We start from the raw sequence: 20339 nt of genomic DNA, 5'->3' as shown, positions 1-20339 counted from the left end.
GCAGGGGTGGGGTTGGTGGTGCGTCAGGTGCTGTTCGTGGTCAGGGTGCCTCGGTCGTGGTGGGCCCGGGTGAGGGACTCCAGGGACGCTACGAGGCCGTGGGGGGCGGGGGATCTGAGGTACTCCTCGTGCAACTGCCGCGCGCCGTCGCGGAAACCGGGCTGTCGCAGGATCCGGGCGAGGCCGTCCCGGAGCGCGTCCGCGCTGAACATCGCGGGTTCGATGGTTTCTCCGGCGCCGCTCTCCCGCAGGTGGCGGGCGTTGGCGGGCTCTTCCCAGAAGGGCATGGGCACGATGAGCTGGAGGACCTGGTGGGCGACGGCGGCGTTGAAGGTGCCGGTGCCGCCGTGGTGGATGACCGCCTCGCAGGACGGCAGGAGCAGGTCGAGGGGTACGTAGTCGATGAGCCGTACGTTGTCCGGCAGGGCGGTGCCGGCCGGCCACTGCCCGGGGTCGAGGGTGACGAGCAGTTCGATGTCCAGGGTGGACAGTGCGGTGACCGTGTCGGTCAGGGAGACGCCGGTCTCCGCGAAGAGCTGGCGGCCGCGGCCTCCCACGCCGAGGGTCAGGCACACCCGGGGCCGGGAGGGGAGCTCGTCGAGCCAGTGCGGTGGCGTCGCCGCTCCGTGGTAGGGCAGTTGGCGCATGGGCAGGGTGGACAGGCCGGTGGACAACCGCAGCCCTTCGAGGCTCGGGTCGATCGTCCACTGGCCGAGAAGCAGCTCGTCGTCGTAGTCGAGTCCGTACGCTTCGAGCAGGGGTTCCATCAGCCTGGCGAGGATCTCGTCGGGGCCGCTGTGGCCCGCCTGCTCCCGGGCCCGGGCGCGCAGCCAGGCGACGTTGTCCTGACCCCACAGGCACCGCACGTGGGCGGCTCCGGTGAGGCGTGCCGCGATGGCGGCGGGCACGCAGAAGGGGTCCCAGACGACCAGGTCGGGCTGCCAGCTGCGGCAGACCGCGACCAGATCGTCGAGGGCATGGCCGAAGACGGAGAGGCTGCGTACGGTACGCAGCCAGGTGGTCTCCCAGTCGTCGGCGTGTTCGGTGTCGAGTGTGAGTCCGGAGTCGAGTTCCTCCAACAGGCCCGGGTCCCTGCTGAGTTCGACGACGTGCCGCAGCGCTTCGGTGTCGCCGACGGGTACGGCCGTCAGCCCGGCGGCGCCGATGGTCTCGGTGATGCCGGCGTGGGTGGCGACGCGCACTTCATGGCCGGCGGCCCGCAGGGCCCAGGCCAGCGGCACGACCGGGTGGAAGTGCGCCGTCGCCGGGAATATCACGAACAGGACTCTCACTGACGCCTCCGCGGGGTTGTGGCAAGGTGCCGGTGGCAGAACCAGCAGACAACTTGAACTCGGGTTGAAGTCAACGCCCGGCGGCGCTGCGGATCTCGTGCAGCAGGTGTGCCTGCCGCAGGGCCGTGTCGTCGGGGGGTGTGCCGGCGCGGACGGCCCGGGCGAACGCCGCGATCGTGGCGGTGACCTGGTCCTGCGCGGGCAGTCGAAGGGTCCGGGTGCCGGCGCCCTGACGCAGCCGCACTTCGGGGCGGTGGTCGGCGGGCGGGGTGAACACCTGGTCGACGCTGAGGACGCCTTCGCTCCCCCACAACTCGTAGCCGGAGCGGTAGGCGTGGTCGAGACCGAAGGCCAGTTGGACAGCCACGCCCTCGGGGGTGCTGAGGAGCGCCGTGCCCGCGGTGTCCACTTCCTGGCCGGGGCCTCCGGTGAGGACGGCGCCTTCGACGGTGAGGGCGTCGCCGAGCAGGTGCAGGGCGGCGCGGACCGGGTAGACGCCGGTGTCCCACAGGGCGCCGCCGCCGAGGTCCGCACGGTAGCGGATGTCGCCGTCGGGCAGCCGTGGTACGGCGAAGGCCGCGCTGAAGCCGCGCAGTTCTCCGATGGCGCCGTCGGCGAGGAGTTCACGTACCGCGTCGTGCTGGCCGTGGTGGACGAACATGACGTTCTCCATCAGGAACAGTCCTGATTCCCGGGCCAGGGTGAGCAGTCGCCCGGTGGCGGCGGGGTCGGTGGTGAGCGGCTTCTCGGCGAGTACGTGCCGCCCGGCGCGCAGGGCGGCCTCGGTCCACCGCTCGTGCAGTGCGGCGGGCAGCGGCACGTACACGGCGTCGATGTCGTCGCGGTCGAGCAGCTCCTGGTAGCCGTGGACGGGGCGGGCGCCGTACGGCGCGGCCGTCTCGCGCGCCCTGTTCTCGTCGCGGCTGGCGATCGCGGTGAGTTCCACGCCCTCCGTCGCGGCGATCGCGGGGAGGATGCGGCGCCGGGCGATGCCGGCACAGCCCAGGACCCCGATACGCAGGGTCTCGCTCACCGTTCGCCCGCCGTCGCGTTGAGGCAGGCGATGAGCGTGCGGGCCTGCACGTTGACGTAGTGGCCGTGCCGGACGAGGGAGGTGAGCTGTCCCGGTGTGACCCACCGGTATCCGGGCGGCGGGTCGAGCGGCACCCGTGGGTCGCCGTCGGTGTCCACGAGGAGGTAGCGGCTCTCGGCGTTGAGGAACCGGCCGCCCTCCTCGGAGTGCACGGCCTCGTAGCGGATGCGCTGTGCGGGGGTGTCGAGCACCAGGTCGAGGAACGGCGGCCGTTGGTCCTCGCGCAGGTGGGTGAGGTTGGCGGGGGTGTACTGCACCGTGGGGCCGAGTTCGACCGTGTCGAGGAAGCCCGCCTCGACACGGGCGTGGGCCAGGACGTGCCGTACGCCGCCGATGTCGCGGGTCAGGAAGGCGGTGACGCCGAGGCCGCGCGGCTCGAACATGGGCTGGGTCCAGCCGGACACCTCCCGGCTGCCGGCTCGTACGTCGAGGGCGACGACGCGGAAGTAGCGGCCGGCCTCGTGGTCGATGGACGACTCGCCCCGGTGCCATCCGTGGGTCTCGTCGAGCGGGACGCGTTCGACGTGCACTTCGTGACGGGAGCGCTCGGCGGTGAACCAGGACAGCAGCTCGGTGTCGCTGTGCAGGGCCCCGGGTTCGTCGTGCGGCAACGGCGCGCAGGCCAGGACGGTGCGCGAGTCCATGTTGATCACGTTGTCCCGGTGCAGGAGCTCGCCGATCTGTCCCAGCGTCAGCCAGCAGAAGTCGTCGTGGAGGGGGACGTCGTCGTCCGTCTCCACGATCATGTTGCGGTTGCTCTTGTGGAAGAACCACGAGCCGTGCTCCGACTGCAGGACGTCGGCGATGACGCGGCCGCGGTCCGGGCGGATGAAGTGGTCGATGTACTTGACGTCCGCGCCGCGGTGCACCTTCGTGTAGTTGCTCCGGGTGGCCTGGACGGTGGGCGAGAGTTGCAGCAGGTTGCGGTTGCCGGGTTCCATCTTGGCCTGCATGAGGAAGTGCAGGACACCGTCGAACTCCTTGGCCAGGAGACCGAGGATGCCGACTTCCGGCTGCTTGATGATGGGCTGGCGCCACTCGGGGTGGACCTCGTCGTCCGTGCGCGCGTGCAGGCCCTCGACGGTGAAGAAGCGACCGCTGTGGTGCCCGAGGTTGCCGGTCGTGTCGTCGAACGCCCAGCCGTCCAGGGCCGCGAACGGGATGCGTTCGACCTGGAAGCGGTGGGCGCGGCGGCGGCCGTCCAGCCAGTCCGCGAAGTCCTCGGTGCGCAGCCGGGAGCCGGCGGTGTCGGCCGCGGACCGGGCGATCCGCTCGGCCGCCCCGGTGTCCTCGCGGGCGCTCAGGCCGGAGCCGGTAAGCGTCACGGTCATGAGCGGGCCCCCACGAACTCCTTGACCGAGGCGATGACGTAGTCGATCATCTCGTCGGTCAGGCCCGGGTAGACGCCCACCCAGAAGGTGTGCTCGGTGATGATGTCGCTGTTGGTGAGGTCGCCGACGATGCGGTGCGGCTGATCGATGTAGGCGGGGTGTCGGGTGAGGTTGCCCGCGAACAGCCGGCGGGTGCCGATCTTCCGGTTCTCCAGGAACTCGACGAGCTCGGAACGGTGGAAGGGCGCCTCCGGGTCGACCGTGATCACGAAGCCGAACCAGCTGGGATCGCTGCCCGGGGTCGGCTCGGGGAGCATCAGGTGCGGGACGCCGTCGAGCCCTTCCCGGAGCCGGCGCCAGTTGTGGCGGCGGGCGTCGATGAAACGGTCGAGCTTGGTGAGCTGCGTCAGACCCAGCGCCGCCTGGATGTCGGTGGCCTTCAGGTTGTAACCGACGTGGGAGAAGATGTACTTGTGGTCGTAGCCCTTGGGGAGCTTGCCCATCTGGTAGTCGAACCGCTTGAAGCACGTGTTGTTCTTGCCCGGCTCGCACCAGCAGTCGCGTCCCCAGTCGCGCAGTGACTCCACGACGCGGGCCAGCTTCAGGTCGCTGGTGACGACGATGCCGCCCTCGCCCATGGTGAGGTGGTGCGCGGGGTAGAAGCTGACGGTGGTCAGGTCGCCGAAGGTGCCGGTGCGCTTGCCCTGATAGGTGGAGCCGACCGCGTCGCAGTTGTCCTCGACGAGGAACAGGTCGTGGTCCTTGGCGAGTTGGGCGATCTCGGCGACCTCGAAGGGGTTGCCGAGCGCGTGCGCGATCATGATGGCCCTGGTCTTGGGCCCGATGGCCTGGGCGACGCGCTCGGCCGTGGTGTTGTACGTGCCGAGTTCCACGTCGATGAAGACCGGCACCAGGCCGTTCTGGACGATGGGGTTGACCGTGGTCGGGAAGCCGGCGGCGACGGTGATGACCTCGTCGCCGCGGCGCAGTCGCCGCTCCCCCAGGGTGTGGGAGGTGAGTGCCGTGAGGGCGAGGAGGTTGGCGGAGGACCCGGAGTTGGTGAGGTGGGCCTTGCGGCGGCCGAGGAGCTTGGCGAACGCCGACTCGAACTTCCGGGAAGCGGGCCCGGCGGCGATCCGCAGGTCGAGGGCGGCCTCGACCAGCGCGGCCCGGTCGTCCTCGTCGAGGACGGCGCCGGAGGGCCATATCTCGCTGACGCCGGGCACGAAGCTCCCGGTCGGCTGGACGTCGTGGTGGTATTTGCGGGTGGCGTCCAGGACCTCGGACTTGTACTGGCTCATCTGTCAGGCTCCTTCGGCGTCGGCAGGGCGGTGCTTGACGGCCTTCCACCAGTTGGGGTTGGACCGGTACCAGGCGACGGTGTCGGCCAGGCCGTCCTCGAAGGAGATGGCCGGGGCGTAGCCCAGTTCTTCGCGGATCTTGGTCTCGTCGAGGGCGTAGCGCAGGTCGTGGCCCTTGCGGTCCTGCACCCGGCGCACCATCGACGGGTCGGCGTGCAGCAGGTCCAGGAGACGGTCGGTGATCTGCACGTTGGTCTGCTCGTTGCCGCCGCCGATGTTGTAGATCTCACCGGCCCGACCGCGGGTCAGGACGAGCTGGATGGCCCGGCAGTGATCGTCGACGTGCAGCCATTCGCGGATGTTGCGGCCGTCGCCGTACAGCGGGACCTGCTCGCCCTCCAGAAGGTTGGTGACGAACAGCGGGATCAGCTTCTCGGGGTGCTGGTAGGGGCCGTAGTTGTTGGAGCAGCGGGTGATGGAGACGTTCAGTCCGTGGGTTCGCCAGTAGGAGCGGGCGATCAGGTCGGACGACGCCTTGGACGCCGCGTAGGGCGAGTTGGGCAGCAGCGGCCACTCCTCGGTCCAGGCGCCTTCGGCGATCGAGCCGTACACCTCGTCGGTGGAGACGTGCACCACGCGCTCCACGCCGGAGGCGAGGCAGCCCTCGAGCACCGACTGGGTGCCGCCGACGTTGGTGCGTACGAACTCGGCGGCCGAGTGCAGCGAGCGGTCGACGTGGGACTCGGCCGCGAAGTGGACGACGGCGTCGTGTCCCGGCAGGATCTCGCGCAGCAGTCCGGCGTCGCAGACGTCACCCTCGACGAAGGTGAGGCGGGGATGGGAGGCGGGGAGGTTGTCCCGGTTGCCCGCGTAGGTGAGCCGGTCGAGGACCGTGACCTCGGCGTCCTCCCAGCCGGGGTGGCTGCCGTCGAGGATCATCCGGGTGTAGTGCGAGCCGATGAATCCGGCGCCGCCGGTGACCATGACCTTCATGCTGCCACCTCGATTCGGGTGTGGTCGCCCACCACCAGCCGGTGGTAGGTGTCCACGTCGGCTCCGGCGCCTACGGTCGCGTTGCGGCCGATGATCGAACCGTGGATACCGGGGACTTCGGAGATCGCGGCCCCGTCGAGGACGATGGAGTCGCGGATGCGGGTGTCGCGCAGGGTGCAGCCCTGGCCGATGGCCGTGCCCGGACCGATGTACGAGTCCTCGACGACGCTGCCGGCGCCGACGACGGCCGGCCCCTCGATGCGGGAGCGCACCACGCGTGCGCCGGCTTCGATGCGTACCCGTCCGGTCAGTTCGCTGGCCTCGTCGACCTCGCCGAGGACGGCCGGGGGCAGGCTGCCGAGGAGGTAGCGGTTGCACTCCAGGACGTCGTCGGCGCGGCCGGTGTCCTTCCAGTAGCCCTGGTACTCACTGGCCCTGACCTCCGCCCCGTCGTCGAGGAGCCACTGGATCGCGTCGGTGATCTCCAGCTCGCCGCGGGCGCTGGGCTCGATCGACTCGACGGCCCGGTGGATCTCGGGGGTGAAGAAGTACACGCCGATCAGGGCGAGGTCGCTCTTGGGTTCCTGCGGCTTCTCCACCAGGCGGGTGACCCGGCCCTCGGTGTCCAGTTCGGCCACTCCGAAGGCTCTCGGGTCGGCCACCTTGTGCACCACGATCTGGGCGGCGGGCCGACCGTCGCGGAACTCGTCGGCGATGTCGGCCGTGCCCTCGGGGAGCATGTTGTCGCCGAGGTACATCACGAAATCATGTCCGTCGAGGAAGGGCTTGGCCAGGGTGACGCAGTGGGCGAGGCCCAGCGGCTCGTCCTGCGGGATGTAGGTGACCTGCACACCGAGGCGGCTGCCGTCGCCGATGACCTCCGCGATCTGCGGGGCCCAACTGCCGACGATGACGCCGATCTCGGTGACGCCGATGTCCCTGATGTTCTCCAGGACGTGTTCGAGGACGGGCTTGTTGGCGATCGGGATGAGTTGTTTGGGCATGGAATAACTGAACGGACGCAACCGCGTGCCGGACCCGCCGGACAACACCAGTGCCTTCATGGACTAGTTCTCCTCACCGTGTCGTGAAATGCGCGTGCGCCGGGCCGGATCGCCTGCGCACGTCTCGCACCCCGCACCGAAAAGCCCGTGGTTCGCCTCATCGGGCGGCCACGGGGCGGCAAGGGGGTTGTGTCATTCGGTTACCGTGAGTCCCATGCCCTCCGTTTCCTGGCAAGCGCAAGAGCTCACTGTCGGCGAATTGGCCGAGCGCAGCGGGGTCGCCACCTCGGCGCTGCGGTACTACGAACGGCACGGTCTGATCACCAGCCGAAGAACCACGGGGAATCAGCGCCGCTACCACCGCGACACGCTCAGGCGGGTCGCGTTCATCCGGGCCTCGCAGCGGGTGGGGATCGCGCTGGAGACCATTCGCGAGGTCCTGGGGATGCTGCCGGAGAACCGGACGCCCACCGAAGAGGACTGGGCGATGGTGTCCCACTGCTGGCAGAAGGACCTCAACACACGCATCAGACAGTTGCAGGAGCTCCGGGACGAGCTCACCAACTGCATCGGCTGCGGCTGTCTGTCGCTCAAGCGGTGCGCGCTGACCAACCCCGAGGACGTCTGCGGCCAGCGCGGGGCGGGGCCCGTACGGCTCGCCTCCTGAGGGCGCCCGCGGCAGGAGAGACGACCGCGTGCGGCCATGGCTGAGGGGCGCCCCGCTGCCTTCGCGTTCATCGCGAAGGCAGCCGAGACGCCCCTCAGTCACGTGCCCTCCGGGGCCGGCGGAGTTGCCGACACCGCGACTCCGGCCCCAAGCGGACAGTCCAGGTAGGTCCGTGAAGTTCGACGGCGGTGCGACGAACAGGACCTAGGGAGTGTGTCGAAAGCGGTGCCGTCCGCCCGGTGGGTGGGCTCGGCGGCGTCCGGTGCGTGCGTTCGCGAGGCGGAGGATCGCCCCGATACTCGATGTACCGGGGTGATCCCGACAACGCGGCGCGCGTGCCTGCCAGGCGTCGCCGAGCAGGCGGGACCTTCGCAACACGCCCTAGCCCGGGTACGGGCGGTTGTCGCGGCCCTCGCGCAGCACGGTGGCCCACCAGTCCAGCTGGGTCAGCATCCGCTTGGCGGCGGCCGCGGCCTCGCCCTCGTCGGTGGCCTGGCCCTGCTCGTCGAAGAGGTCCCAGGCGTTGTGGAAGCTCATCGCGTCACGCACGGTGACCGAGTGCAGTTCGGCGACGACCTGCCGCAGGTGCTCGGCGGCCCGGATGCCGCCGCCCTGGCCGCCGTAGGAGACCAGACCGAAGGCCTTGGCGCCCATTCGGGCCGGAACCAGTCCAGGACGTTCTTCAGCGCGGCGGGGAAGCTGTGGTTGTACTCGGGGGTGACCAGGACGTATGCGTCGGCCTCGTCGAGGCGGCGCGAGATCTCGTCCTGGACGGCGGCCGTCGCGGCGTCCGGCTGACTGCCGAAGTCCGGCATCACCATCGGCAGGGAGAGCTCGGTGAGGTCCAGGACGTCGACCTCGAACCGTCCGAACTGCCGCGCCTCCTCGGCGAACCACTTGGACACGGGCAGGCCGAAGCGTCCCTCACGGACGCTTCCGACGACGACGACAAGGCGTAGCGACTTTTCCGACATCTCAATCTCCTCGAGCTGTGTTTCTGGACTGTCTCTCGGCAACAGGTAAAGGTTCGTAGTTGAACTCGGGTTCAAGTCAAGTACTGATGCGAACTCCTTCGCGACGAAGGGTGGTTCCGGCCCGGTGACGCGCGGTCAGCGCCTCCAGGACCGGGACGGCCTCCTGGGGGCCGGGGATGGAGAGCAGCTCCTCGTGGAGGGCCGCGGCCCCCTCCCGGAAGGCGCTGTCGCCCAGGAGCCGGGTGAGCGCCCGCCGCACCGAACCGGGCGTCAGGTCCGCCGCCCCGAGGACGAGGCCGGCGCCGCGGTCTGCCACGTACCGGGCCAGCGCGGGCTCGTCCCACCTGGGGACGGGCACGATCAGCTGCGGCACCCGGTGTGCCGCCGCGGCGGCGTAGGTGCCCGCTCCGCCGTGGTGGATGATCGCCGAGCAGGTCGGCAGCAGCAGATCGAGCGGTACGTAGTCGACGGGCCGGACGTTGTCCGGCAGGCTGCCCGCCTGGGCGAGCTGCTCCGCGGTGAGGGTGGCCACGATGTCGGCGTCCAGGTCGCCGAGCTCCGCGAGCAGATCGGCCACGGCGACCTCGCCGTCCGCGCCGCTCCGGCGCTGCCGCAGCCGCGCGGTCACCCCGAGCGACAGGCACACCCGGGGGCGCTCGGGCTCCTCGCGCAGCCAGGCGGGAAGCGCGCCGGCGCCGTTGTACGGGATGCGGCGGACGGGCACCCGCGGGTGGTCCACGGGCAGTCCCATCGGCGTCGGCGTGAGGTCGATGCTCCACTGCCCGAGGAGGAACTCCTCCTCGTAGGTGTGGCCGTACCGCTGAAGGAGCGGCTCCAGCCACGCCGTCAGCGGGTCGGCCCCCGGGGGCGTTCCCCGCGCCGTCGCCTGCCGCTGCTCCCGCAGGGACTGGGCTCTGACCCAGCCGACATGGTCGCGGCCCCACAGGAACCGGGCGTGTGCGGCGCCGGTCTCGCGGGCGGCGATCGCGGCCGGGAAGCACAGGGTGTCCCAGACGACCAGGTCGGGGCGGAACGCGCGGGCGTGGTCGACGAGGTGGTCGACATAGGGGCGATGACCCGCCGGGAGGCCTTCGACGGGGTAGGTCATGGCGAACTGGGTGGCCATGCAGTGGCGGTTCCACTTCCAGCCGGCGGGGTCGTCGGCGGCGGCCGTCTCGTCCACGGCCAGGGCGTCGGGGGCCATCTCGGGGGTCAGCCCGGCCCGGCGGGCGGCGACGAGCGGGGCCAGGTCCGCGCGCTCCCCCAGCGCCGTGGCGGGGAGCCCGGCGGATCTGATCAGATCCGCCACGTCGCCGTCCGTCATGCCGAACTGGCTGACGACGTCGACCTCGTGCCCCGCGCCCAGCAGCGCCCAGGCCAGCGGGACGATGTCGTAGAAGTGCGCTCTCAGCGGGAACACCACGAGCATGACGCGCATCAGAAGTTCTCCTTGTCGGGGGCTGGTGCGGGCACCGGCGCAGATGACGGCAGGTCAGGTCCGGGCCGGTCGCGCGGCCAACCGCTCCAGGGCCGGTACGACGGCGTCGGGTGCGGGCGTGGCGAGCGACTCCTCGTGCAGTGCGGCGGCGCCGCGACGGAAGGACTCCTCGTGCAGCAGGCGCCCCAGGTCCTCGCGGAACGTGTCGGCGGCGAACTCGGCGCTCGGCCGGAGGATTCCCGCGCCCTTGCGGTGGACGTAGCGGGCGGTGGCCAGTTCGGCCCAGAACGGCAGGGGGACGACGAGCTGGGGAACCTCGTGCGCCACGGCCGTGGCGAAGGTTCCGCCGCCGCCGTGGTGGACGACCGCGGCGCAGCTCGGCAGCAGTTGGTCGAGCGGGACGTAGCCGGTCGTCCGCACATGGGGCGGTACGTCGGTCAGCTCGGCCACCTGGCCGTCGTCGAGGGTGGCGACCAGTTCGACGTCCAGGTCGGCGACCGCGTCCAGGAGTTCGGCCAGCGGGACCCCGGTCTCCCGGAAGAACTGCCGGCCCCGGCCGCCGAGGCCCAGGGTGAAGCAGACCCGTGGCCTGGCCGGCCGCTCCCGCAGCCACGCGGGGTGGTGGCCCACCCCGTTGTAGGGGACCCGGCGCACGGGGATGCGGCGTACGTCGAGCGGCAGGGCCAGGCCCGGCGGCATCAGGTCGAGGGTGAACTGGCCGGTCAGGAACTCCTCGCGGAAGTCCAGGCCGTACGGCGCGAGCAGCGGCTTCATGAGACCGGGCAGCGGGTCGTCGGCGTCCCGCGCGGCCAGGGACCGCTGCCGCAGCCAGCCGATGTTGTCCTGGCCCCAGAGGTAGCGGACGTGGGTGGCGCCCACGAGGTGCGCGGCGATCGCCCCCGGCAGGCAGAAGGCGTCCCAGACGACCAGGTCGGGTCGCCAGCCGCGGGCGAGGTCGACGAGGTCGTCGAGGACGGCCGGGTACAGGGACAGCACGTTGCACACCTGCCGCCACTTCTCCCGCCAGTCGCCGGGATCCTCGGTGTCCAGGGCGAGGTTGGCGGTGAGCTGGTCGAGCCGCTCGGGGTGGCGGCTCAGGTCCACCACGGGCCGCAGGTCCTCGGAGGTGCCGACGGGGACGGCGGTGAGCCCCGTGGCTGTGACGGTGGTGACCATGTCGGGGTGCATGGCGACGCGGACCTCGTGGCCCGCGCTCTGCAGCGCACGGGCCAGCGGGACCACCGGGTGGAGATGGGCGGCCGACGGGAAGACGGTGAAGAGGACGCGCAAGGGTCTCTCCTGTACGTGGTTACGGGCGGGTTCGGACCGATCGGGCCAGGTCTGCCGCCACGTCGGTGGGCGAGGGCATCCGCGCCATGTGCCGTGCGAGTCGCCGGGCGCTCTCGCGCGGGGTGTCGTCGGTCAGCAGGGTCTTCAGCGAGGTGGTCAGCAGCTCCGGGTCGTCCTGGTCGGCGGCCGTGTCGAGGCTGATGGCCGCGCCGGCCGCGGACAGCTGGTCGCCGTGCGCGAACTGGTCGGCCAGCTGCGGCAGGACCAGCTGCGGCAGGCCGAAGGACGTGGCGGTCATGGCGGTGCCCGAGCCGCCGTGGTGGACCACCGCGGCGCAGTGACGCAGCAGCAGGTTGAGGGGCGTCGGTTCGATCATGCGGACCTGGTCGGGCACCGGTCCGATCTCGTCCCGGTAGCGTTCCTCGACGGTCACCAGGGCCTCGGTGCCGTCCAGGCCGTCGAACGCGTGCAGGATGCGCCGCACGTGCGGCACCCCGTTGAGGGCGAGGGTCCGGACGCCGAGGGACACCACGACGCGCCGCAGGCCGTCCCGTGGTGCCTGTTCGAGGCCGGGCTGGACCGTTCCGCCGCCGTTGTACGGCACGTAGCGGATGGGTGTGCCCGGTGCGGCGCCGGGAAGCTGCAGGCCCGGCGGGCAGGGGTCGAGGATCAGGGTCGGGTCCGGGAGGCCGTCCAGGCCGAGCCGTTCGCAGCGGTCCTCGAGCGCGGTGCGGGCCGCCGCGCGCAGCGGGCCCGACAGCGGGTCCACGCCCCACCGGTACTGCACCACCGGGAGGCCGAGGACCCCGCCGAGGATCAGCGCGTTGCACTCGATGGCGTCGGAGACGATGACGTCCGGGCGGAAGGCGCGGGCGAGTTCCAGGTAGGCGGGCAGCACGCTGTCGCTGTGGTCCACCCAGATCTGCGGGAACTCCGTGACGGGTTCGGGGCGGCCGAACGCGTCGATGGCGCGTTCCCCGTCCTTGAGGGCGCCTCGCATCCGCTCGCTGACCCGGAACCACTCCCCCACGCTCACGCCGCCGAGGCCCGCGGAGCGGACAGCGCTCATGATGTCCGGCTGTCCGGCGACGAGAACGTCGTGACCGGCCGCGCGCAGCGCCCAGCCGAGCGGGACCAGCGGCATGAAGTGGGTCGGTACGGGCGTCGTGACGATCAGGGCGCGCATCAGGCCTCCTCGGACGACGGGCCCGCGGTCCGGGCGGCGGCGAGCTGGTGGTCGACGAAGCTGTCCAGGACCCGCTGGTAGTACAGGGGGCCGAACCCCATGCGGGCCACCTCGGGGACGAGGGCGAGGAGCTTCTCGGTGGAGATGATGTGGTGCGCGTCGACGTCCTGGTGCTCCCGCACGACGGACAGCCCGAGCCGTGCTTCGAGGTGGTCGACGATGCGTTCCACCGGCACGGCCTCCCCCGAGGCCACGTTGACCGTCTCGCCGCGCAGGCCCAGGCCGAGCAGCCGGTCGATGATCGCGACGACGTCGTCGACGTGGATGAGGTCGCGGACGGTGCCGCGGTGCACCCGTACGCTGCCGGCCCGCATCTGCTGGACCAGCAGCGGCAGCAGCTGGTGCGGCGGCTGGTCGCGGCCGACCAGGTGTCCGAGGCGGAGGATCAGATGGTCGGCGCCGGAGGCGCGCAGGCGCTCCTCCAGGGCGAGTTTGTGTGCCCCGTACGGGGTGCAGGGCGTCACCGGGACGTCCTCGCGGCCGGGGCCGCGGACCTTGCCGTACACACCGGTCGAAGCGGTGGAGAAGAACAGCAGCCGGCGCCCGGTGGCGCGGCAGTCGGCCGCCACCTCGGTCAGCAGCCGCTCCTCACGGTCGAAGTCGGCCTGCGCGGAGTCCCCGGCCCAGGACACCCCGGCCGCGAGGACCACGGTGTCCGGGTGCCGGGCGGACAACGCCCGCAGGTTCCGGGCGAGAAAACCGTTACCCACGATGTCCATGTGCGTGTTCCTCCAGTACGGCCACCAGGGCGGCGGGGGTCGGGGCTTCCTCCGTCTCCGTGCGCAGCCTCTCGGCCACCGCCCGTGCGGAGGTGTTCTGCAGCAGGTCGGTGACGGCGGCGCGGATCGCCGCCGGTGTCGCGATGGCGTTGTGCAGGGTGCGGGCGCCACCGGCCTGCGCCAGGCGGTCGCCGATGAGTTCCTGGTCCAGGGCGTTGGGCAGGGCCAGTTGCACCACGCCCGCGGCGAGTCCCGTCATGACGCAGCCGGCGCCACCGTGGTGGATCACCAGGTCGCAGTCGGCGAGCAGCAGCCGCAGCGGCAGGTGCGCGACCGCCCGTACGTGGGGCGGCAGCGGGCCGAGGGCGTCGAGGTCCTCGCCGGTCACGGCGAGGACCACGTCCGCGTCGAGGTCGGCCAGCGCCTCGACCACCCGGGGCACCGCGAACGAGGCGGGCCCGAACATCTTGGTGACCGAGGTCCCCCAGACCACCCCCACCCGGGGCCGGTCGGGCTTGTCCCGCAGCCAGGACGGCATGGCGCCGGGCCCGTTGTACGGCACGTGCCGCACCGGCAGGCGGTGCGCCCGGCGTAGCGGCGGGGCCAGGCTGCGCGGCGAGGGGTCGATCACGAGGTCGTGGACGTCGGCGCCCATGGTGCCCGCGCCGTGGCGTTCGAACAGTCCGTAGACGTCCAGGGGTACGAACCCCACGCCGGGGGGTGCGCCCGGGACCTGGTCGTCGGGGCCGGTGAGACCCCACAGGTGCAGGGCGGCGGGAATGCCCAACGCCCGCCCGACGAGCGGGCCTTCGATGCTGACCAGGTCGTGCAGGATCAGCTGCGGCCGCCACCAGCGGGCGAAGGACACCGCCGCGTCGGCGCTGCGCGTGGCCATGCCGAGCAGCTGCTCCCAGTTCTCCTCCATCCAGGCCGGGGCGTCGTAGTCGTCCAGGGACGTCATCGGCGCGCCGGTGACGGGGTGCGGAGGCAGCTCGGGGAACGGCCAGCGGCCCGCCCGGGCCTGGCTGTGGTTGTGCGTGCGGGCCTTGACTGCCTGGTCGACCGCTTCGAGGACCGGGACCGGGGTGAGCCCCGCGCGCGTCACGGCCGCTTCCTGGTCCGGCGTGCACAGGACACGGACCTCGTGGCCGGCCGCCTGCAGCGCCCAGCACTGCGCGACCATCGCCAGCCAGTGCGTGGTCCAGTTGGAGACGGTGAGCATCACCCGCATCGGTCCGTCCTCTCTCTCTGTCCGGCGTCGCGCCGCAGGTCGGTCAACTGGTCGTGGAGCGAGGTGTCGAGGTCTCGACGGGGCCGCCAGCCGAGCAGCCGATCGGCCAGGGAGATGTCGACCTGCTGCCATTCGGCCTTGGAGGGCATGGGCGCCGCGTCGGGCTCGTCCTCGGTCACGGCTATGGGCACCCCGCTGAGGGCGACGAGCCGGGCGACGGCCTCGCGCACCGGTGCGGCGCGGCCGCCGCCGATGTTGACGACGCGGCCGGTGACGACGCCCCGCGGGGCGCGGGACGCCGCCAGGACGGCCTCGGCGGCGTCCCGTACGTCGATGAAGTTCCGCCCGGCGCGCAGCGAGGGGAACCGCAGCGCCTCCGGGGGTTCGCCGTCCGCGGGCCGTTCGGCGACGTCGACGAGGTGGTGGGCGACCGAGCCGAGGAGGCTGGCCCGTGGGGTGCCCGGGCCGCAGGCGTTGGTGATGCGCAGCACCGTGGCGTCCAGGCCGTCGGCGGCGGCGCGCAGCACCCGGAGGGTGCCGAGCAGTTTGGTCCGGCCGTAGGCGGTGACGGGCCGGGCGGTACGGTCCTCGGTCGCGGCGGTGCCCACGGGGATCGCCCCGTACTCGTGGACGGTGCCGATCTGGACGAGCCGGGGGCTGCGCGGCAGCGTGGTCATGACGTCCACGAGATCGCCGACCCAGCGGGAGTTGGCCTCGCTCATCTGGTCCGGTGTGCCGCTCCAGGCCATGCCGTACGTGTTGACCACGGCGTCGGCGTCGGAGAGCAGCCGGGCCAGTTCGGGCCGGCCGCCGCCGGCGAGGTCATGGTCCACGGGGGTGATGCGCCCGGCCGGTGCCGGTGCGGGGCCGCTGCGCGCGGTCCTGGAGACCTGCAGGACCCGTGCGCCCGCGTCCGCCAGGGTCCGGCAGACGTGCCGGCCGAGAAAGCCCGTTCCGCCCAGCACGACGACGTTCATCAGCGGACCGGTTCGTGCGTGCCGGGACCGGGGCGGTGCTGTGCGGCCATCTGCTCCAGTAACGGCACGGTCGCAGCGGGGCTCGGGGTGTCGAGCCACTCCTGGTGCAGGCGATCGGCGCCTTCGCGGAAGCCGGGCTCGGTGAGCAGCCGCAGCAGGCTGTCGCGCAGCGCCTCGGGGGTCGTCTCGTCCTCGGTGAGGACGAGGCCCGCCCCGGTGGCCGCGACGTACTGCCCGGTCTCCATGCGGTCCGCGCCGCCGACCGCGGGGATGACGAGTTGCGGGACGCGGTGTGCGGTGGCGACGGCGAGGGTGCCCGCGCCGCCATGGTGGACGACGGCGGCGCAGGTCGGCAGGAGCGCGGTCAGCGGGACGTAGTCGAGGACGCGGACGTTGTCCGGCACCGTGCCGACGGAGGCGAGCTGGCCGGCGTCCAGGGTGGCGACGAGCTCCAGGTCGAGGTCGGCGGCCAGGTCGAAGAAGTCCGCCACGGGGTGCTCGTCGCCGCCGGCGAAGAAGCTGCGCCTGCTCACACCGAGGGTGAGGCACACGCGGGGCCGCTCGGGGCGGTGCGCGTGCAGCCAGCGGGGCAGCGGGGCGTCGTCGTTGTACGGGATCCGGCGCAGCGGGCGGGAGTCGACGCGCACCGGGAGCCGGGTGCGCGGCGGTTTGAGGTCGAGGGTCCACTGGCCGACGAGCAGGTCCTCGCCGAAGGCGATGCCGTACCGATCGAGGGTGGGCCGCATCATCGCGGCCATTCGGTCCGTGGTCATCCGCTCGGTGTAGCGCTGCCGGGCCCACCCGAAGTGGTCGAAGGCGTGCAGGATCCTGGCGTGGGCCGCGCCGACGGTGCGGGCGGCCACGGCAGCGGGGAAGCACAGCGGGTCCCAGATGACCAGGTCGGGCCGCCAGGCGCTGGCGAAGTCGACGAGTTCGTCGGTGAAGGACCCGGGCTCCGGGGCCCGGTCGGGGTGGTAGAGGCCGAACGTCTCCAGCATGAAGTGCCGTATCGCCGTGCGGAAGTTGGCCTCGCCGGGGCCCAGTTCCAGCTCGTCGACGATGTGGTCGAGGATCGCCGCCTGTTCGGCCGGCACCTCGGAGGTGAGGAAGTCGCGCTCGCCCAGCGACACCGTGGTCAGCCCTGCCGCGGTGACGGTGTCCGCGACGTCGGGGTGGCTGGCCACGACGGTCTCGTGGCCCGCGGCGCGCAGGGCCCACGCCAGGGGCACGACGGGATAGACATGCGCCGGCGCCGGAACTGTGGCGAACAGAACGCGCATCGGTGTGCCTCCTTCGGCTGTTCCGGTGGTCACGGCGACGGTGCCGCAGCGGCTGCGGCCAGGGCTTCGTCCCAGGTGGCGAGCAGCCCGGATGCCGTCGCCTCGGCCACGGTCGGGGCGCCCGCGTCCTTCTCCGACAGCAGCGGCTCGTCCGCACCCCAGGGCAGGGCCAGGTCGGGGTCGAGGGGGTTGATGTCGACCTGGGTGCCCGGGACGTGTCCGTTGGACAGCACGTAGCAGATGCAGGCGTCGTCGGTGAGGGTGAGGAAGCCGTGCCCGACGCCTTCGGGGACGAGCACGGAGAGCCCCGAGTCGGCGTCCAGGACGTTCGTGTCGTACACGCCGAAGGTGGGGGAACCGACGCGCAGGTCGACGATGATGTCGCGCAGTGCGCCCCGGACGCAGGTGACGAACTTGGCCTGGCCCGGCGGGATGGTGACGCTGTGGATGCCCCGCAGGGTGTTGCGCCGCGAGACGGAGTAGTTGATCTGCCGCGGTGCGAAGGGGCGGCCGGTGACCTGCTCCAGGAGGTCGGTGCGCAGGCCCTCGTAGAAGTTGCCGCGCCGGTCGGTGATCAGGTCCGGGGCGATCCGGTACGCCCCCGGCACCTTCGTCTCGGTGATGCGCACGGCTCAGCGTCCGGCCTCGGCGGCGCGCCGGTCGACCGAGGTGCGCAGCGCCTGGGCCACGGTCCGCACGTCCGTGTCGTCCAGGCCCTGGTGCAGCGGCAGGAGCAGGGTGTTCTCGGAGCAGATGTCGGTGCCGGGCAGGACCTCGCCGCCCGCGAGGTAGGCGGGCACCTTGTGCAGCGGTGGGTAGCGCAGGGTGGTGTAGACGCCCTGGTCGAGGAGGTCCGCGGCCACCTGGTCGCGGATGGCCGGGTCCAGCTGCACCCAGTAGAAGTAGTACGAGGACTCGTGGCCCTCGGGCAGCGGCGGGGGCAGCACGATGCCGTCCGAGTCGGCGAGGAGCCGGTCGTAGCTCTCGGCGATGGCGCGGCGGCGGGCGACGAAGCCGGGAAGCCGGCCCAGCTGTACGGAGCCGATGGCCGCGGTGACGTCGTTGCCGATCACGCGGCGGCCGTAGTTCCGCACGTTCAGCTCCCACCAGCGGTGGGAGACCTTCGCGGCGTCGAACCCGTTGGACTGCTCAAGGCCGTGGTAGGCCAGCTGCCTGGCCTTCCGGGCGAGCTCGGGGTCCTTGACGTACAGCATGCCGCCGTCGCCGGTGACGAGGACCTTCATCGAGTCGAAGCTCCACATGGCGATGTCGCCGAAGGTGCCGCAGGCCTGGCCGTCGGCCCGGGAGGCTACCGCGCAGGCGGCGTCCTCGATCAGGGTGATGCCACGGGTGCGGCAGAGTTCGGCGATGGCCGCGATGTCGCCGGGGTATCCGCCGTAGTGCAGGATCAGCACGGCCTTCGTACGCGGCGTGAGTGCGCGTTCGATGTGCGCCGCCGTGGGGTTCAGCGTGCGCTCGTCGACGTCGCAAAACACCGTCCGGGCGCCGCTGGCGGCGACGGCGTTGGCGGCGGCCACGAAGCTCATCGAGGGCAGCACCACGTCGTCGCCCGCGGTCAGTTCGAGGAGCTCGGTGGCGAGGAAGAGACCGGCGGTCGCCGAATTGATGAACAGGGTCTGCTCGGGTTCGACCCCGAGGTGCCCGGCGAACTCTTTTTCGAATTTCTTGGTGCGCGGCCCGTGGCCCAGCCAGTTGTCGGCGAACACCTGGGATATCGCTGCGAGTTCCTCGTCACCGAGGCTGGGCTGAAATACGTTTATCACGAGTCCTCCGGACATCAGGCCTGGTCATCGTTTGCGCACCGATCACGACGGGTCGGGCGCGGCTGCGGGAATCCGTACGGGGGGATCTGGTACCTGTGAACGCACATCACCGGACACTAGAAGAAATACTCTTCGCGAGTTCGGGCCCGGTCAATGCGATTCACCGGGAATTGACATTCAGTGAACCGCCTTCTGACTTTCGGTCCGGCGCAGCACGGTGGCGACCAGGGCGGCGGTGAGCAGGACCACCCCGATGGACACCAGGGCCGTGGTGTGGAAGGCCTCGACGAAGGCGTCACGGGTGGCGTCCAGGAGGCTCGCGCTCCAGGGCCGGTCGGGTTCCCGGCCCGAGGCGGCCACCGCGCCGCCCAGGGTGTCGCGGGCCGCCGACGCGGCCGTGTCGGGGGTGCCGGCGGGCACGGTGACGCCGGCGCGGTAGGCGGCGTTGAAGATGCTGCCGAGGATGGCCAGGCCGAAGGCGCCGCCGAGTTCGGTGCTGGTCTCCTGGATCGCGGACACCTCACCGGCCCGCTCCGGCGGGCCCGAGCTGACCAGGATGTCCGCGCTCAGCACGCCGGGGGCGGCGAGGCCGAAGGCGAAGATGCAGGTGCCGGTCAGCACCAGGCCGAGGGAGTCGGGTCCTTCGACGCGGGTGATGACGACGAAGCCGAGCGCGGCGACGACGAAGGAGCCGCTCATCAGGAGGGCCGGCCGGAACCGCTGCACGAGCCGTTGGACGATCACGACGGCGGTGATCGAGGCGAGGGTGCTCGGGATCATCCACAGCCCGGCCTTCAACGGCGAGAGGCCGAGGACCAGTTGGAGGTACTGGGCGACGAAGAGGTTGCTGCCCATCATGACCAGGGAGCAGATGGTCATGGCGGTCAGCGCGGTCGCGAACGTGCGGTTGCGGAACAGGTCGAGGTCCAGGAGCGGTGTCGCCAGCACCTTCTGACGTCGCACGAAGGTCACGCTCAGCACGATCGCGGCCAGCAGGGAGACGGCGGCCGTGGCGGTGAGGCCGTGCGACGCGACGGTCTTGACGGCGTAGACCAGGCTCAGGACGGCCAGCAGTGACAGCAGGGCACTGGCCAGGTCGAGCTTTCCGGCGTTCTCGTTGCGGTACTCCGGCAGCACCATCGGGCCGACGACGAGGAGGAGCGCCATGACCGGGATGGCGAGGAGGAACACCGAGCCCCACCAGAACCATTCGAGCAGCACTCCGCCGACGGGCGGGCCGAGCATCGCTCCGACCATGAAACTGGTGATCCAGACGCCGATCGCCACCGAGCGCTGGCGTGCGTCGAGGAACATGTTGCGGATCAGCGACAGCGTCGACGGCATCAGGGTGGAGGCGGCGACGCCGAGCAGCGCACGCGTCGCGATCAGCATGCCGGGGCTGGTGGACAGAGCGGCGATCACGGAGGCCGCGGTGAAGGCCACGGCGCCGATCAGCAACAGCCGCCGACGGCCCACCCGGTCGCCGAGCGTCCCCATGGTGATGAGGAAGCCGGCGAGCGTGAACCCGTAGATGTCGGTGATCCACAGCAGTTCGGGTCCGGTGGGCCGCAGTTCGCTGCTGATACTGGGGATCGCCAGGTGGAGCACGGTGAGGTCCATGGAAAGCAGCACTGTGGGCAGTGCCAGTACCACCAGGCCGATCCACTCGCGTCGGCCGGCGCGCGGGGCCGTCATGGTCATGAACGTTTCCTAACTTTC

The 20339-nt window shown here is 71.5% G+C and carries 18 protein-coding genes and 1 pseudogene; 1 reads left to right on the top strand and 18 read right to left on the bottom strand.

Translation table 11 applies throughout. The features are described from left to right. Window positions 1-23: 23 nt before the first annotated feature. From AC3CH1_RS18550 to AC3CH1_RS18525, 6 genes are all read right to left on the bottom strand, one after another. A complete protein-coding gene (locus tag AC3CH1_RS18550) occupies window positions 24-1277 on the bottom strand; it encodes a nucleotide disphospho-sugar-binding domain-containing protein (RefSeq protein ID WP_488463955.1) in 1254 nt (417 codons plus the stop codon). Between the two features lie 85 nt (window positions 1278-1362). Continuing rightward, window positions 1363-2325, bottom strand: coding sequence for a Gfo/Idh/MocA family protein (locus AC3CH1_RS18545; RefSeq protein ID WP_488463954.1), 963 nt, complete (start codon window positions 2323-2325; stop codon window positions 1363-1365). Next, complete coding sequence (locus AC3CH1_RS18540; protein ID WP_488463953.1) at window positions 2322-3716, bottom strand: NDP-hexose 2,3-dehydratase family protein; 1395 nt, start codon at window positions 3714-3716, stop codon at window positions 2322-2324. The genes AC3CH1_RS18545 and AC3CH1_RS18540 overlap by 4 nt, the downstream gene beginning before the upstream one ends. Continuing rightward, the gene (rfbH, locus tag AC3CH1_RS18535) at window positions 3713-5017 is read right to left on the bottom strand and encodes a lipopolysaccharide biosynthesis protein RfbH (RefSeq protein WP_488463952.1); all 1305 of its coding nucleotides are present in this window, start codon (window positions 5015-5017) and stop codon (window positions 3713-3715) included. The genes AC3CH1_RS18540 and rfbH overlap by 4 nt, the downstream gene beginning before the upstream one ends. A gap of 3 nt (window positions 5018-5020) precedes the next feature. Next, window positions 5021-6010: a dTDP-glucose 4,6-dehydratase gene (rfbB, locus tag AC3CH1_RS18530; RefSeq protein WP_488463951.1), complete on the bottom strand. Its 990-nt coding sequence runs from the start codon at window positions 6008-6010 to the stop codon at window positions 5021-5023. Next, window positions 6007-7074 (bottom strand): glucose-1-phosphate thymidylyltransferase, encoded by a 1068-nt coding sequence (locus tag AC3CH1_RS18525; RefSeq protein ID WP_488463950.1) that lies wholly within the window; start codon window positions 7072-7074, stop codon window positions 6007-6009. The genes rfbB and AC3CH1_RS18525 overlap by 4 nt, the downstream gene beginning before the upstream one ends. A gap of 154 nt (window positions 7075-7228) precedes the next feature. On the opposite strand from AC3CH1_RS18525, the gene soxR reads away from it, so the two are divergent. Next, a complete protein-coding gene (soxR, locus tag AC3CH1_RS18520; protein ID WP_488463949.1) occupies window positions 7229-7681 on the top strand; it encodes a redox-sensitive transcriptional activator SoxR in 453 nt (150 codons plus the stop codon). A 381-nt stretch (window positions 7682-8062) separates the two neighbouring features. Here the strand turns inward: soxR and AC3CH1_RS18515 are convergent, their stop codons facing one another. From AC3CH1_RS18515 to AC3CH1_RS18460, 12 genes and pseudogenes are all read right to left on the bottom strand, one after another. Continuing rightward, window positions 8063-8230, bottom strand: a complete 168-nt coding sequence (locus AC3CH1_RS18515) for a hypothetical protein (RefSeq protein ID WP_488464463.1) — start codon at window positions 8228-8230, stop codon at window positions 8063-8065. Window positions 8231-8254: 24 nt separating this feature from the next. Continuing rightward, window positions 8255-8655: pseudogene (locus AC3CH1_RS18510) on the bottom strand (NADPH-dependent FMN reductase); the annotation flags it as partial. Between the two features lie 76 nt (window positions 8656-8731). Next, window positions 8732-10093, bottom strand: coding sequence for a nucleotide disphospho-sugar-binding domain-containing protein (locus tag AC3CH1_RS18505; RefSeq protein WP_488463948.1), 1362 nt, complete (start codon window positions 10091-10093; stop codon window positions 8732-8734). Window positions 10094-10147: 54 nt separating this feature from the next. Next, entirely contained in the window at window positions 10148-11383 is a 1236-nt protein-coding gene (locus tag AC3CH1_RS18500; protein WP_488463947.1) for a nucleotide disphospho-sugar-binding domain-containing protein, read from the bottom strand. A gap of 19 nt (window positions 11384-11402) precedes the next feature. Continuing rightward, window positions 11403-12569, bottom strand: coding sequence for a nucleotide disphospho-sugar-binding domain-containing protein (locus AC3CH1_RS18495; RefSeq protein ID WP_488463946.1), 1167 nt, complete (start codon window positions 12567-12569; stop codon window positions 11403-11405). Further along, a complete protein-coding gene (locus AC3CH1_RS18490; RefSeq protein ID WP_488463945.1) occupies window positions 12569-13348 on the bottom strand; it encodes an NAD-dependent epimerase/dehydratase family protein in 780 nt (259 codons plus the stop codon). The genes AC3CH1_RS18495 and AC3CH1_RS18490 overlap by 1 nt, the downstream gene beginning before the upstream one ends. After that, a complete protein-coding gene (locus AC3CH1_RS18485; RefSeq protein ID WP_488463944.1) occupies window positions 13332-14579 on the bottom strand; it encodes a nucleotide disphospho-sugar-binding domain-containing protein in 1248 nt (415 codons plus the stop codon). The genes AC3CH1_RS18490 and AC3CH1_RS18485 overlap by 17 nt, the downstream gene beginning before the upstream one ends. Then, complete coding sequence (locus tag AC3CH1_RS18480) at window positions 14570-15556, bottom strand: NAD-dependent epimerase/dehydratase family protein (RefSeq protein WP_488463943.1); 987 nt, start codon at window positions 15554-15556, stop codon at window positions 14570-14572. The genes AC3CH1_RS18485 and AC3CH1_RS18480 overlap by 10 nt, the downstream gene beginning before the upstream one ends. Then, window positions 15556-16836, bottom strand: a complete 1281-nt coding sequence (locus tag AC3CH1_RS18475; RefSeq protein WP_488463942.1) for a nucleotide disphospho-sugar-binding domain-containing protein — start codon at window positions 16834-16836, stop codon at window positions 15556-15558. Before AC3CH1_RS18475 ends, AC3CH1_RS18480 begins: the two co-directional genes overlap by 1 nt. A 29-nt stretch (window positions 16837-16865) precedes the next feature. Beyond that, window positions 16866-17465, bottom strand: a complete 600-nt coding sequence (locus AC3CH1_RS18470; RefSeq protein WP_488463941.1) for a dTDP-4-dehydrorhamnose 3,5-epimerase family protein — start codon at window positions 17463-17465, stop codon at window positions 16866-16868. Between the two features lie 3 nt (window positions 17466-17468). Further along, on the bottom strand, window positions 17469-18620 hold the full coding sequence (locus AC3CH1_RS18465) for a DegT/DnrJ/EryC1/StrS family aminotransferase (protein ID WP_488463940.1): 1152 nt from the start codon (window positions 18618-18620) through the stop codon (window positions 17469-17471). A 177-nt stretch (window positions 18621-18797) separates the two neighbouring features. After that, window positions 18798-20321 carry an MFS transporter gene (locus AC3CH1_RS18460; protein WP_488463939.1) on the bottom strand — a complete coding sequence of 508 codons (1524 nt, stop codon included), beginning with the start codon at window positions 20319-20321 and terminating at the stop codon, window positions 18798-18800. Window positions 20322-20339 lie beyond the last annotated feature (18 nt).

The organism is Streptomyces sp. MGP-P1 (assembly GCF_057766565.1).
Note: the sequence above shows the minus strand (reverse complement) of the source record. Positions and strands in the feature narration are given on the sequence as shown.